Origin of the sequence: Salinicola corii, from assembly GCF_008298015.1 — a bacterium.
GTDB classification, from domain to species: domain Bacteria; phylum Pseudomonadota; class Gammaproteobacteria; order Pseudomonadales; family Halomonadaceae; genus Salinicola; species Salinicola corii.
In genome coordinates this window covers 118,408-131,620 of sequence record NZ_VTPX01000004.1, presented here as the reverse complement: position 1 = coordinate 131,620, position 13,213 = coordinate 118,408, and the positions used below count along the sequence as shown (strand labels likewise).

At 65.4% G+C, this 13,213-nt stretch carries 11 protein-coding genes; 5 read left to right on the top strand and 6 right to left on the bottom strand.

What is annotated here, in order from left to right; genetic code table 11:
- Positions 1 to 67: 67 nt before the first annotated feature.
- The 4 genes from F0A16_RS09060 to F0A16_RS09045 form a co-directional block, all read right to left on the bottom strand.
- Positions 68 to 1,138, bottom strand: a complete 1,071-nt coding sequence (locus tag F0A16_RS09060) for a glycosyltransferase (RefSeq protein WP_149435070.1) — start codon at positions 1,136 to 1,138, stop codon at positions 68 to 70.
- A gap of 4 nt (positions 1,139 to 1,142) precedes the next feature.
- Positions 1,143 to 1,931 carry a glycosyltransferase family 2 protein gene (locus tag F0A16_RS09055; protein ID WP_149435069.1) on the bottom strand — a complete coding sequence of 263 codons (789 nt, stop codon included), beginning with the start codon at positions 1,929 to 1,931 and terminating at the stop codon, positions 1,143 to 1,145.
- Positions 1,932 to 2,046: 115 nt separating this feature from the next.
- Positions 2,047 to 3,888, bottom strand: a complete 1,842-nt coding sequence (locus F0A16_RS09050; protein ID WP_149435068.1) for a DUF3413 domain-containing protein — start codon at positions 3,886 to 3,888, stop codon at positions 2,047 to 2,049.
- A gap of 6 nt (positions 3,889 to 3,894) precedes the next feature.
- Positions 3,895 to 4,632 (bottom strand): 3-deoxy-D-manno-octulosonic acid kinase, encoded by a 738-nt coding sequence (locus F0A16_RS09045; protein WP_149435067.1) that lies wholly within the window; start codon positions 4,630 to 4,632, stop codon positions 3,895 to 3,897.
- 181 nt (positions 4,633 to 4,813) lie between these two features.
- Between F0A16_RS09045 and F0A16_RS09040 the strand changes: the two genes are divergently transcribed.
- Positions 4,814 to 5,941, top strand: a complete 1,128-nt coding sequence (locus F0A16_RS09040) for a glycosyltransferase family 4 protein (protein WP_239023774.1) — start codon at positions 4,814 to 4,816, stop codon at positions 5,939 to 5,941.
- 3 nt (positions 5,942 to 5,944) lie between these two features.
- On the opposite strand, the gene F0A16_RS09035 is transcribed toward F0A16_RS09040, so the two are convergent.
- Positions 5,945 to 7,153 carry a glycosyltransferase family 4 protein gene (locus F0A16_RS09035; protein WP_149435066.1) on the bottom strand — a complete coding sequence of 403 codons (1,209 nt, stop codon included), beginning with the start codon at positions 7,151 to 7,153 and terminating at the stop codon, positions 5,945 to 5,947.
- A gap of 125 nt (positions 7,154 to 7,278) precedes the next feature.
- Between F0A16_RS09035 and F0A16_RS09030 the strand changes: the two genes are divergently transcribed.
- From F0A16_RS09030 to F0A16_RS09015, 4 genes are all read left to right on the top strand, one after another.
- Positions 7,279 to 8,382 carry a glycosyltransferase family 9 protein gene (locus F0A16_RS09030; protein WP_149435065.1) on the top strand — a complete coding sequence of 368 codons (1,104 nt, stop codon included), beginning with the start codon at positions 7,279 to 7,281 and terminating at the stop codon, positions 8,380 to 8,382.
- The gene (gene hldE, locus F0A16_RS09025; RefSeq protein WP_149435064.1) at positions 8,372 to 9,802 is read left to right on the top strand and encodes a bifunctional D-glycero-beta-D-manno-heptose-7-phosphate kinase/D-glycero-beta-D-manno-heptose 1-phosphate adenylyltransferase HldE; all 1,431 of its coding nucleotides are present in this window, start codon (positions 8,372 to 8,374) and stop codon (positions 9,800 to 9,802) included. Before F0A16_RS09030 ends, hldE begins: the two co-directional genes overlap by 11 nt.
- Positions 9,803 to 9,808: 6 nt before the next feature.
- Complete coding sequence (waaA, locus tag F0A16_RS09020; RefSeq protein WP_149435063.1) at positions 9,809 to 11,095, top strand: lipid IV(A) 3-deoxy-D-manno-octulosonic acid transferase; 1,287 nt, start codon at positions 9,809 to 9,811, stop codon at positions 11,093 to 11,095.
- A gap of 132 nt (positions 11,096 to 11,227) precedes the next feature.
- The gene (locus F0A16_RS09015) at positions 11,228 to 12,223 is read left to right on the top strand and encodes a glycosyl transferase family 90 (protein ID WP_239023773.1); all 996 of its coding nucleotides are present in this window, start codon (positions 11,228 to 11,230) and stop codon (positions 12,221 to 12,223) included.
- Here the strand turns inward: F0A16_RS09015 and F0A16_RS09010 are convergent.
- Positions 12,178 to 13,089, bottom strand: coding sequence for a histone deacetylase family protein (locus F0A16_RS09010; protein ID WP_239023772.1), 912 nt, complete (start codon positions 13,087 to 13,089; stop codon positions 12,178 to 12,180). The genes F0A16_RS09015 and F0A16_RS09010 overlap by 46 nt on opposite strands.
- Between the last annotated feature and the right edge of the window lie 124 nt (positions 13,090 to 13,213).

Below are 13,213 nucleotides of genomic sequence, written 5' to 3'. Positions count from 1 at the left end.
GCGGCCACTCGAGCGTCATGATGCCACGATCCCGCCGCGCAAGTATTGCGTCCTAGACCTGGGCACGCTAGCGGGCGACGATCCGCCTATAGAGCGCCAGGTAGGCCGCGGCCATGGCCTCGGGCGTAAAGGCGGCGAGCCGCTGGCTGGCGGCGGTAGCCAGCCGTTGCCGGCGGGCGGGATCTTCCAGCAGCGCAATCAGCGCCGCCGTTAGCGCATCGGTGTTACCGGCAGGCACCAGCAGGCCGCTGACGTCGTTTTCGATCAGATCGGGGATTCCGTCTACATCGCTGGCCACGATCGCCACGCCGTGATCCATGGCATCGAGCAGGGTGGAGCCCAGCCCCTCGTTGCGGGAGGGAAACGCGAACAGGGTCATGATCTCGAGATAGTCGCCGACATTGGACTGGAAGCCCTCCCAGATGACGTTGTCCAGATCGGCGCTCTCGGCTTTCAGCGCTGCGCCGTCGTCGCCTTCGCCCAGCAGCAGAAAGCGAACGTCCGGATGCGTCTCGCGCAACCGCCGTGCCGCCGCCAGCAGTACCCGTTGCCCCTTGTGGCGATCCACCAGCGCGCCGATATGGCCGATGACACGCTGTCCTGCGAAACGTTGGCGCAGCGTGGCCACGGTAGCCGCATCGCTCGGCTGACCCGAGAGCACGCTGGGAATGCGAGTGACGGGGCACCAGTCGCGATCGCGAAGATGACTCTCGATCACCGACGAGATCGCCACGGCGCTTGCCGCGGCGCGGTAGGTCCAGCGGTTGAAGTGCTTGTCCTTGACCGGCTGGGGAACACGCCGCGTCAGGAGGTAGGGCGTGCCGCGCAGGCGACGTTCGACCCATGCCCAGTGCACCGCCTTGGCCTCGTGGGCGTGAGTCAGGGTCGCCCTCGGGTGTCGGCCATGTCCGGCGAGGGCATGATCGGCGTCGATCAGTTCGATACCGGTGCCGATATCCAGGTCAGCCAGCGCCGTGCGCATCGGCGAGTCGCGCCGGCAGACGAGGCTCTGTGCTATCGAGATCCGCTCGTCGTCGATCCGAGCCAACGCCTCGATCAGCAGCAGCGTCTGGCGCTCGCCACCGCGAAAGCCGCGGGCCAGGTTGACGTGACGGATGTGCAGCGAGTGACGTTCCATCGATTCACCAGATCCGGTCGAAGTCTTCGGCGTCGCGCACCTTGGCATCGCGCTGCAGTTCGAGCAGCTTGGCGTATTTAAGGTAGGCGTTGACCCCCGCCGAGAGCGCTACCGAGACGCCGTCGAGGCCGCCGGCGAATCCACGCTGGAACAGGTACTTGCGTACGAAGGCATTGGCGCCGTGCAGCGCCGGCGACCAGCCGTTGGCTCGCTTGCCCTTGAGGTACATGATCTTGGCCGCGCGATTGGAGAAGCGACCGCTGGCCTTGCCGAACAGTTCAGCCAGGTTGGCGAACGAATAGTGTTCCAGGTCGGCGTCCAGGCGCTGCGGATTCGTCGCCGGCACCGAAGCGTGCTGGCGGCTGTCGGAGAAGCCGGTGCGGTCGCGATCGAAAAGCCGGATGCAGTAGTCCGGATACCAGCCACAGTGGCGGATCCAGCGACTGCCGATGAAATTGCGTCGGCGCAGCGCGTAGGCATCGTGGCTGGCGTCGTCCAGGTCGAGCGCCTGAATCGCCGCCACGGCCTCGTCGGTGAGCCGCTCGTCCGCGTCCAGTGACAGCACCCAGCGATGGCTGGCGGCCTGCGGTCCGACCCGCTTCTGGGGGCCATCGCCCAGGTAAGGCTGATGGATCACGCGGGCGCCGGACGCTTCGGCCCGGACGACTGTGTCGTCGCGGGAGCCGGAGTCGACCACGATCAGCTCGTCGCAGACGCGCGCGAGCGAGGCCAGGCAGGCTTCGATGTTATCGGCTTCGTCGAGCGTGATCACCACGCCGGTAATGGCGGCCATGGGCAGTCCTGGATCGTCGGAGAGTGGAGTCATTTGGCGGCCAGCGGCGAGGCATCGCGAGCAACGCGATGCCCCGGCGCCGGTCGGCACCTGAGGCATTGTAGCGCGGGGTTTGTCAGCGGTAGAACTGACGGAACCACTGCATGGCGTCGAACACCGCCGGCGAGAACTCGGCGTTGTCGATGGAATCGAGCTGCCGGTCGACGATGTTCCACTGGCCGGTGCCGTCGACCACGGTGATGCGATTTGGCTCGATGATGCCGTAATCGATATAGCTGCTGGCCTGGACCCAGGGATGATCGATACCCGGCGTCAGCAGATCCTGGCCCTGCGCGTAATCGGCGAGCGGATTGGTGCAGCCCAAGGCATGACGCATCAGCATCGGTGCGACATCGAGATGGCTGGTCATGCCCTCGACGCGTCCGGATTCGACGCCCGGACCGTTGACGATCATCGGAACGTGGGTCTGTGGCGAGGCGAAATTGCTGTTGTGACCCCAGTAGTTCTTGCCGAAATCGTTGAATGACTGGCCGTGATCGGCGGTGACCACCAACATTGTGTCGTCCCACTCGCCCTTGGTCTTGAGATCGTCGATCACCCGGCCGAGCAGCTCGTCGTCGTAGTGCACGGCATTGCGGTGGCGGTTGGCGTAGGGTACCGGGTCGGTATCCGGTCCCAGATCCAGATAATCCATGCCCTGCACCGAAGGCTGGTAGGGCTGGGCGGCATCTTCGGGCACATCGTAGCCGTGGGGGGCATCGTAGAACAGCATGCTGAACCAGGGGGCGTCGTCTTTCCGCTCTTGCTGGTCGAGCCAGGCTAGCCAGTCCTCGGTCATTCGAAGATCGCGACCTGAGGGAGAGTCTCCTTGCGTGCTCAGTCGCAGCGGATCGACCGAGGTGAAGATCGTGCGATCGAAGCCGACGCCGTCGAGGCTGGCCGAGGAGAAGATGCCCAGCGCGTAGCCCTGCTTCTGCAGCTGCGTGATCAAAAGTGGTGGCGTCTGAGTGTCGTCCAGGTAGGCGTAATAGTTGCCGCTGAGGCCGTAGAACAGGCTCATGGTTCCGTTACGGGTGGCATTGCCGCCGCTGTAGTGCGCGAGATACCGGCGACCGCTGGCGTTCAACGCCGCATAGAGGTTGGGCGTGTTTTGCGGGCCATATTCGTCGGCGCGCCAGGAGTCGATCAACACGACCATGACGTTGGGCTTGTCGCTGGACTGGCAGCTCAGCGGGTTCTTCGGCCAGTCGAGATTCTGTGCCTGCTTGGCATCGATATCGGCCCGCTCGGCGCGAGCGGCTCGGGGATCGAGCCAGCCGTGCTGCTCCATGAAATCCTTGGCGGTGGCCGGGAACAGCAGCGGATAGATGCCGACCTGCTGCGTCACGCTGCGATGGTAGCGGGCATCGGCGACGATATGCAGGGCGTGGCTGCCGAGCAGCGTCACCAGCACCACGCCACAGACGAGTCCGACCGGCAGACGGCGGCCACGGTTGCTCACGATCAGGCGCCGGGCGAGCCAGCCTTCGAGCGCCAGGGCCGCGACGACGCAGCCGACGACCACCAGCCAGGTGGTGGTGGTGAAACTGAAGATTTCGCCGTTCTTGTCGTTGAGGAACAGCGACACCATGAAAGCGTTCACGTGGAAGCGATACTGGGCATAGACGACCGTGTCCAGCAGCAGCGCACTCAGTCCCAGTGCGCCAAGCAGCGTCGCCGGGACCCATAGCCAGCGTGCCTTGAGCACCAGCGCCAGCGCGGCCAGCGGTAGCCAGCCGAGCAGGACCAGCATGCCGAAGTGTCCGATCCAGGTAAGGATCAGATAGGCGATCCCCATCGGGTCGTGCGGGATGGCCAGATAGGGCGAGTAACGTAGTGCGATCAGCCACACCAGCGGCAGTTGCACCAGAGCGAAAAGGAGCGCACCGCGCCAACGGCGTCTCAGCGTATCTTGCATGGAGGGTCAGACCTTGTCGTGATCCGTCGGAGCGTTTCGATAACCCTCGACGATGGCGGTGAAGAGTGATTCCGCGTTGGCGGGCGAGAAACGCACGAGGGAGCGCTCGAGTCGTGACAGGTTACGCTGACGCCAGGCGCCTTTCGGGCGTAGTCGGCAGCGGTCGAAATCTATCAGCCAAACCTTATCGTCGTCTGAAACCAGCAGGTTGCGCGCGTTGAGGTCGACATGGTCGAGCCCGGCATCGTGAAATCGGCGAATGGTTTCGCCGACGTCGGCGAGCAGTGCCGGCGTGGCATCGTGCAAGTGGTCCGCCAGCGTCTGGCTGCCAGGCAGGCGCTCGGTGATCAGTGCCGCGCGGTAGCGCAGGGCGTGTCTCACCACGATGGTCGCCACCGGCGCCGGAACGGGCAGGCCCCGCTGGTGGAGCGCGCGGGTCAGGCGCATCTCGCGGAAGCCGCGGGTGCGCTCTAGCCCCGTCCAGAGATAGTCGGCGTGGCTGATCCTGGCCGCCATGCCTCCTCGGCGATAGGGCCGTAGCACCCAGCGAGCCCCATCGACGGCCAGAAACTGGCTGGCACCGCGCCCCGGCGCCGAGCCGACCACCAGGCCGCGTTCGGCCCAGGCATCCGGGTCGAGCCAGGCTTCCCCGAATTCGGGCAGAATCGGCAGGTCGGGCTGAGCGAGGCGTGCGGGATCGTATAAGATATGCGCGTCCCGATGATGATAGGTCGATAGCGACATGGCCGATCCTTGACGTAGGGCCGAAGCGGAATAGGCGCGCCGGAAGCGTGGAAACATGCCGGACGGCAACGGGCCGGCGGGACGCATTGTAACCGGGCAGACCCGCTGTCGCATGTCGGCGTTTCGAGCCGCCGAGGATTCGTCGACCCGTCGGGCGCCCATTGAACTCGAGGAAGTTGTCGTGACCGAAGATTCGCAAGTGCCGCTGGCCGTGATCGCCATTCGCCAGGTGGAGAAAAGCACCGGTGCCAGCCGCAATGCCTTCGAGCAGGCCGCGGCGCTGAAAACCCTGGGCTACCGGGTGACGATCCTGGCCGAGCGCGGCCGGCGCGAGCTGGCAGAAGCCGCCGGTGCCGAGCTGATCCGGCTCAGGCGCTGGCCATTCAAGGGCCCGTTCCGGCGCTTCTGGTTCAACCGCCGCGTGCAGGCCTGGTGCCGGCGTCATCGGCCGGCGATGGTGGTCAGCCACGGCGATGTCGAGACGCCCGATGTCGTCTACATGCACAACTGCGTGCATCTCGCCAGCCAGCGCATCCATGGCCACGACCTCCCCGCCGGTCACGAAGTGGCCGCCATTCACGATCATGTGCTGAAGGGTGCCAGGTTTCGTCGCCTGGCGGTCAATTCGCGGATGATGGCGGAGGATTTTCGCGATCGCTATGGCATAGACGACTCGCGAATCGAGATCAGCTACCCCGGCTACGACCCCGACATCTTCAACATCGAACGGGCCTCGGCAGGCCGCGAGGCATGTCGACGCGAGCTGGGCATCGAAGAGGAGACCCGCCTGATCGGGTTGATCACCTCGGGCAATTTCACCAAGCGCAACGTCGCCGGCTTCGTCGAGATGGCCGCCGGGCTGGAGCGGCGCCTGCCGGGCCGGTGCCGCTTCCTCGTTGTCGGCAAGGACGACTTCGCTCCCTACCAGCGCCAGGCCGAGCAAGTCGGCATCGCCGAGCGCTTTTTGTGGCGCAGCACGGTCAGTGATGTCGAGACGCTCTACGGTGCGCTCGATCTGTTCGTGCTGCCGGCGCACATCGAGGAGTTCGGACGCGTGTCGCTCGAGGCCATGGCATGCGGCACGCCGGTGTTGCTCTCGTCCACCACCGGTGCCGCCGAACTGCTCGAGGCCGACCATGCCGAGCTGATGCTGGATAGCCGCGACATCCAGGGCTGGGTCGAGCGTCTCGAGGTCCTGGTGACGGCATCGGACCTCGAATCCCTGGGCGCCGAGCTTGCCGAGTTGGTGGGCGATTACTCCTACCGTCGCCAGACCGAGAAGCTGCGGGACTCCTTCGCCTCACTGTGAACCCTAGGAACGGATCACGCTGTCGACGAAATCCACCAGCGTCTCCCCGTAGCGGTCGAGATCGAACTCGCGCGCGACCTGCTCGCGGGCGGCCTGCGCCATGCCTCGCCGCAGCGCTGGATCCCGGGCCCAGCCCTCGAGGACCGTGGCGGCTTCCGTCGGCTCGAGCACGCCGGCCTCGACGAGGCTGTCGGTGGTCGGATCGTAGACCTCGTTGGGGCCCTGAGCGCAGCGAGGATCGTAGCGTGCCAAGCTCTGACGCGAACGGCCGGGGTTCAAGACGGCGCCATTGACGCCGTGACGCACGAGCTCCGGCAGGCCATCGGCATTGCCGACCAGCGTGGGCAGGCCATGAGCCAGGGCTTCCTGGACCACGTTGCCGAAGGGTTCGCGCCAGGAGGGGCAGATGAAGGCGTCCAGCGAGGCGTAGAAGCCCGACATGTCGTCGACCAGGCCCTTGAAGTGAACGCTGTCGTTCAAGCTCCAACGTGCCGTCCACTGTTTCAATACCGGCTCCAGCGGCCCGCTTCCCGCGATCCACAGTTCCGCTTCGGGGCAGCGCTGCTTGAGTTCGGCAAAGGTTTCCAAGGCGACCATCGGCGCCTTCAAGCCCGTCATACGGCCCGCGAAACCGAGCCTGAAACGGTCGCCGGGGTGGCTGGCGGCCTGCTCCGGGAGGCGGATGGCGTTCTGCAGCACGCGATAGGGGATGTCGGGATCCAACTGCCACTTGAGCTGGAGAATCCGCAGGCCGGCGTAGGAGTTGCAGAGCACGCCGTCCAGACGCGACAGATAACGTCTCAAGCCAGGCGCATCCGCCGCCAGCCAAGCACTCCCGCGTTCGAAGTGGATCAGCGGGATGTTGTCGTCGAACGCCAGTGGATGATTGACGATCTTGTTCCAGACCACCACGGCATCGAGTTTTAGGCGCTGCATCATGGCGAACTGATAACGCTGGCGCATGCTCGGGAGGAACTTGGGAATCCGCCAGCGGCCACCCTTGATACTGTGCATCCGCGCCGCCCGGTGGGGAGCGTAAGCTGGCTCGAGCAATGAATGAACTTCGTCGGTCTGCAACAGCACATGGTGGTCGTGCTGTGGGGTATGTCGGGTATAGAAGCGGGTGAAGTAGCGTTCCACACCGCCCAGGTTCCTGAGGCTGACCAGGTGGCCGATACGGCTGGTGGCGCCGCGAGCAGATTCTTCGATCATGAATGTCTTATCTTGAAGGTTCGGTCGAAGCGCCACGATTGACGCGCGTTGGCCGGGTTGCGAGTCATGCCCAGCCAACTTCCGTTAGAATGGACGTTTTACTCAATGGGAATTCATTCAAGCCCATGAAGCAATCTCTGCCAGAGCGCCCGCGACATATCGGCATCCTGCGCCTCTCCGCGCTGGGCGACGTCTGCAATCTGGTGCCCACGGTGCGCGCGCTGCAGCGCCAATGGCCCGAGGCACGAATCACCTGGATCGTCGGCAAGGCCGAATATGGCCTGCTGGACGGCCTCGATGGCGTCGATCTGGTGGTCTACGACAAGTCCACCGGTTTCCAGGGCATGCGTGCGATTTGGCGTCAGTTCGAGGACATCCGCTTTGACGTTCTGCTGCACATGCAACAGGCACTGCGCGCTAGCGTACTGTCGTTGGGGCTGAAATGCGACGTGCGGGTGGGCTACGACAAGGCCCGGGCCAAGGATTGGCAGCACTGGTTCACCCATCGCCAGCTGGCCCCTCACCCACGGGCGCACGTGCTCGAATCCTTCATGGATTTCGCCCGCCTGCTGGGCGTCGAGGACACCCGGCTCGACTGGTCGCTGCCGGTCCCCGAAGCTGCTTACCAGGAAGCACGCCAGTTGACCGGCGATCGGCCTTATCTGGTGATCAGTCCTTGCGCCAACCCGCGCTTGCGCAATTTTCGCAACTGGTCGGCCGAGGGCTATGCCGCTGTGATCGAGCACGTTTGGCAGCGCTTCGGGTTGAGGACCGTCATGAGTGGCGGCGGTAGCCCCCAGGAACGCGACATGGGCGAGCAGATCCGCCGGTTGGTGCCCAATGTCGAGATCACCGATGCCATCGGCCGAACGTCGCTCAAGGGCCTGCTGGCTCTGCTGGATCGGGCGCGCGTCGTGATCGCACCCGATTCCGGCCCGGTCCACATGGCCAACGCGCTGGGTACGCCGACGCTGGGGCTCTACGCCACCACCAATCCGGATCGCGCGGCCCCGTACTGCTGGCGCAGTCATGTGGTCAATCGCTACCCTGACGCCGTGCGTCGCTATTTGAAGAAATCCGCCGAGACCGTCAACTGGGGCACGCGAGTGCGTCACGCCGATGCCATGGCACTGATCACGCTGGACGACGTGGTCGAGCATCTGGACGGGCTGATGGCCGCGACACGCGATATTGCCGACGACGTAACGGAGCCGCCGCATGAAGATTGACCTGTCGCAGTTGGAGCATGCCCGCCTGCTGGTGGTGGGTGATGTCATGCTCGATCGATATTGGCATGGCGCGACGTCGCGGATTTCCCCCGAGGCACCGGTGCCGGTGGTCAAGGTCGAGGACGCCGACGACCGCCCCGGTGGGGCGGCCAACGTAGCGCTCAACATCGCCTCGCTGGGAGGGCACGCCAGTCTGGCTGGCGTCGTGGGGAGCGACAACAACGCCGACCATTTGGAACGTGCGCTGGAAGCCGCGAATGTGAGTGCTCACTTTCAGCGCAGTCTGGAAGTGCCGACGATTACCAAGCTGCGCGTCATGAGTCGCAACCAGCAGTTGATCCGCCTCGACTTCGAGTCGCCGTTGTGGAACGTCGACACCGCGCCGCTGGTCGCCAAGGTCGAGGCGGCACTGGGTGATGCGGAAGTGGTGATTCTCTCCGACTACGGCAAGGGCAGCCTGAACCGGGTCGAGACATTGATCGCCGCGGCCCGAGCGGCCGGAAAGCGGGTGCTGGTCGATCCCAAGGGCAGCGATTTCAGCCGCTATCGCGGTGCCAGCGTGATCACGCCCAATCTGACCGAATTCGAAGCGATCGTTGGTCCCTGTGCCGATGATGTCGAGCTGGCGGAAAAGGGCGAGACGCTGCGAGCGGCGCTGGCGCTGGAAGCGCTGCTGGTCACCCGCAGTGAACGTGGCATGACCCTGATTCGTGAAGGTCACGCCCCGCTGCATCTGCCGACCCACGCGCGAGAGGTCTTCGACGTGACCGGTGCCGGCGACACCGTGATCGGGGTGCTGGGGCTGGCGCTGGCCGCTGGCCACGGCTTCGGCGAGGCGGTGATGCTGGCCAATCTCGCCGCCGGGCTGGTGGTGGCGAAACCCGGCACCGCGGTGCTGTCGGTGGCGGAGCTGTACACGGCACTGCACGGCGACAGCCTGGCCGAATATGGCCTCATCGGGGAAGATTCCCTCGTCGGCGCTGTGCGTGCCGCCCAGGCACGCGGCGAGCGCGTGGTGATGACCAACGGCTGCTTCGACATCCTGCATGCCGGCCACGTGGCGTATCTGGAGCAGGCCAAGCGCCTCGGTGACCGCCTGATCGTGGCGGTCAACGACGACGCCTCGGTGGCGCGACTCAAGGGGCCCAAGCGGCCCATCAACACGCTAGCGCGCCGGGCCCAGGTGCTGGCGGGGCTGGCCGCGGTGGACTGGGTCGTCCCCTTCGGCGAAGACACGCCGGCGCGGCTGATCGAGGCGATCCTGCCGGATCGGCTGGTCAAGGGCGGCGACTACCGGCCGGAGGATATCGCCGGTGGCGAGGCGGTCATCGCCAATGGCGGCGAAGTCCTGGTGCTGGGCTTCGAGGATGGCGTCTCGACCACCACCATGATCGATACCATTCTCGACCGCGAGCGCTGAGTCGCGGTGCGCGCTCGACACGGCCTCTCGTCGCGACTCGCGCGCTGGCTCTACTCGCTGGCCGTCTGTCTGTTGTCGCCGCTGATCTGGTGGCGGGTGTGGCGTGAGTGGTTGCCCACTCACCCCCGTCGCGAGCGGCTTGGCTTCATTGCCGTGGAGGGTGATCGCCCACGGTTGTGGCTGCACGCGGCATCGGTGGGCGAAGTCGTCACGGCGGCGCCCCTCATCCGCTCGCTGCTGGATGATCACCCGGATCACGACCTGGTCGTCACCACCATGACCGCCACCGGCGCCGAGCGCGTTCGCCAGATGTTCGGCGAACGGGTCTCCCACCATTTCCTGCCGCTGGATTTCCCGATCAGCGCGCGACGTTTCATCGCCCGACTGAACCCCCGCCTGGCGGTCATCGCCGAAACCGAGCTCTGGCCCAACCTGCTGGCGGCGTGTCGACGCCGGGGCGTGCCGGTGGTGATCGCCAATGGCCGCTTGAGTGCCGGTGCCTTCCGGCTCTACCAGCGCTTCGGGGCCCTGAGCCGGGGCATGCTCGAGACGGTGGCCTGGATCGGTGCCAAGTCGCCACTGGACGCCGAGCGATTCGTCTCGCTGGGCGCACCGGCGACGCGGGTGACGGTGACCGGGGCATTGAAGTTCGATCTCGACGTGGACGACGCCACGCGCCACGCCAGCCAGCAATTGCGGGCGAGCTGGGGAGCGCGACCGGTCTGGATCGCGGGCTCCACCCATCCAGGGGAAGACGAGCAGGCGCTGGTCGCCCATGCCGCGCTCAAACGCCGTTATCCCGAGGCGCTGCTGGTTCTGGTGCCGCGCCATCCCCAGCGCTTCGATGCCGTCGACGCGATCTGCCGCGAGCGGGGGGAGCAGGTCGTGCGATTGAGCGCGCGAATGCCGGTCAACGCGGAAACCACGGTACTGCTGGTCGATACCATGGGCGATCTGATGCGGCTCTACGGCTGCGCCGACGTCGCCTTCGTCGGTGGCTCGCTCGAGCCGGTCGGCGGCCACAATCTGCTCGAGCCGGCGGCGCTGGGCGTGGCGGTGGTGAGCGGCCCCCATCTCGACAACTTGCGTGAGATCGCCGATACGCTGGCGGCCGGCGAGGCCAGGCTCGAGGTCGCCGATGCCGATGAGCTCGGCGCCACGCTGATATCGCTGTTCGAGGACGACGATCGCCGTCACCGGCTTGGCGCGGCCGGGCGGGCCGTGGTCGAGGCCAATCGGGGGGCGCTGGCGGCGACCCGCAAGAGAATCGCTGCGCTGCTGAACGATTCGTAACGTCATCGACGGGAATGATTGAAAGTTCGGTCTGTCAGAAACGTGTCAGAAATGACTGCGACACTCTTCGATGGCGCGAACCTTTTGGCTGCTGGATATTCCCGTATGGACTTTCGATTCAAGAGTCGCAAGTTGCGATTTTATACTGGCGGTATCGCCAGCCTGCTCGTTCCCGACAGTCTCTATCGCCAGCGTCTGCGTCGATTGATGGCGACGCTCTCCGACGAGGAGATGCGTGCCGCCATGAAGCGAGTCGATTACTACAATCGTCTGGCGAGCCCTTTCGACCCTGGCGACGGGGCGGTGCGTATCGGCGATTTTCGCTACGAGAAGCGCGGCGCCTATTACCTGGACGCCAGACGGGTAGTTCGTCATTTCGATCCCGAGCTGCGTTTCAACTACCGCTTCGGCGATGTGACCTGGGTGGCCGAGACGCCGACGATCGTCAAGAGCCGCCCGATCTGTCGCGAGACCCCGCCGGGCAACGCCAACAACCTGCTGTTGAAGCTCAACAGCGTGCGCCACTTCCATTTCGCCAACGATCGGTTGCGGTACGCCGACAAGAAGACCGGCGTCGTCTGGCGGGGGAAGTGCTTCCATGAGCACCGGGCCGCGGTGCTGCGCCGGTTCTGCCGGCACCCGCGGATGGATATCGGCCAGAGCCATGCCAAGCGGCGCCATCAGCCGGATTATCGACCCTATCTGTCGATCGAGGCGCAACTGCAGTACAAGTTCGTGCTGAGCCTCGAGGGCAAGGACGTTGCCACCAATCTGAAGTGGATCCTGTCGTCGAACTCGCTCTGCCTGATGCCGCCTCCGCGTTACGAGACCTGGTTCATGGAAGGCGCGCTGGAGCCCTATGTTCACTATGTGCCGCTGGCCGAGGATTGCCACGATCTCGAGGAGAAGATGGACTACTACTCGACGCGTCCGGAAGAAGCCGAAGCGATCATCCGCAACGCCAACGCCCATGTGGATCGATTTCGCGATACGCGCCTCGAGCACCTGATCTCGCTGCTGGTAATGTACCGGTATTTCGCGCTTTCCGGGCAGCTGTCGCCCCGGTCCGACCCGCTACCCGCTCACCCGGCGGTCAACGCCAGCGCGGCGAGAAACAACTGGGCGTGACGCCCGGCCAGTGCCTCGAGATCGCGGTCATAGCCCCCGCCGATGACGCCCGCGACGGGAATGCCCAGTCTTCGGCACTTCGCCAGCACCCGATAATCGCGGCGATAGAGGCCGTGGTCGCTCAACGACAGATGTCCCAGCCGGTCGTCGGCGTGCACGTCGGCGCCGGCATCGAACAGCACGAACTGCGGCTGGAAGTCGCCCAGGATCGAGTCCAGCGCCGTTTCGAGGCGCTCCAGATAGGCGTCGTCCCCGGTGCCGCGGGGTAGCGCCACGTCGCGATCGCCCCGGCGCTTCTCGAACGGGAAGTTGGCCTCGCCGTGGAGCGACAGCGTGAAGACCCTTGGCTCGTTGCGGAAGATCCAGGCCGTTCCATCTCCCTGATGCACGTCGCAGTCGACGATCAGGATCCGCTCGAGACGATACTCGGCCAGCAGGTAATGGGCGGCTACCGCGAGATCGTTGAGCAGGCAGTAGCCGCTGGCACGATCGGCGTAGGCGTGGTGGGTGCCGCCGGCGCTGTTGAGTGCCAGCCCGGTCTGCATGGCGCTGTCCACCGCGGCGAGTGTCCCGCCGACTTCCAGCAGGGTGCGTTCGACCAGCGCCGGCGACCAGGGGAAGCCGCTCGGCGTACGCCGCGTGGCCGCGATCTCGCCCAGGTAGAAGCGCTGCAGGTACTCTGGCGTGTGGGTTCGCAGCAGGGCCTCGCTGCTGGCTGGCTGAGGTGTTATCCAGCGGATCTCGTCGTCCTGGTCGAAACCCAGCTGGCGCAGCCGCTCTCGCAGTGCGCGGAACTTCGCCATGGGGAACGGATGGCGCTCGGGCCAGTCGATGCTGTAACCGTGATGATGGACGATGGGGAGCACGCTCGAGGGATCTCCGCTCGGGTCGATGGCAGGCGCGGTTGATGGTAGACGTCTCGGCACCGTGCTGCGGCGATTGGTCTCTGGCGGTGGGGCCAGGGTTCACTACCCTAGGAGATGTCTCCCG

Excerpts from the sequence above, each read along its gene's own strand:
- hldE (WP_149435064.1), top strand. The coding sequence starts at position 8,372 with ATGAAGATTGACCTGTCGCAGTTGGAGCATGCCCGCCTGCTGGTGGTG.
- F0A16_RS09060 (WP_149435070.1), bottom strand. The coding sequence starts at position 1,138 with ATGGAACGTCACTCGCTGCACATCCGTCACGTCAACCTGGCCCGCGGC.
- F0A16_RS09050 (WP_149435068.1), bottom strand. The coding sequence starts at position 3,888 with ATGCAAGATACGCTGAGACGCCGTTGGCGCGGTGCGCTCCTTTTCGCT.
- F0A16_RS09035 (WP_149435066.1), bottom strand. The coding sequence starts at position 7,153 with ATGATCGAAGAATCTGCTCGCGGCGCCACCAGCCGTATCGGCCACCTG.
- F0A16_RS09045 (WP_149435067.1), bottom strand. The coding sequence starts at position 4,632 with ATGTCGCTATCGACCTATCATCATCGGGACGCGCATATCTTATACGAT.
- F0A16_RS09055 (WP_149435069.1), bottom strand. The coding sequence starts at position 1,931 with ATGGCCGCCATTACCGGCGTGGTGATCACGCTCGACGAAGCCGATAAC.
- F0A16_RS09030 (WP_149435065.1), top strand. The coding sequence starts at position 7,279 with ATGAAGCAATCTCTGCCAGAGCGCCCGCGACATATCGGCATCCTGCGC.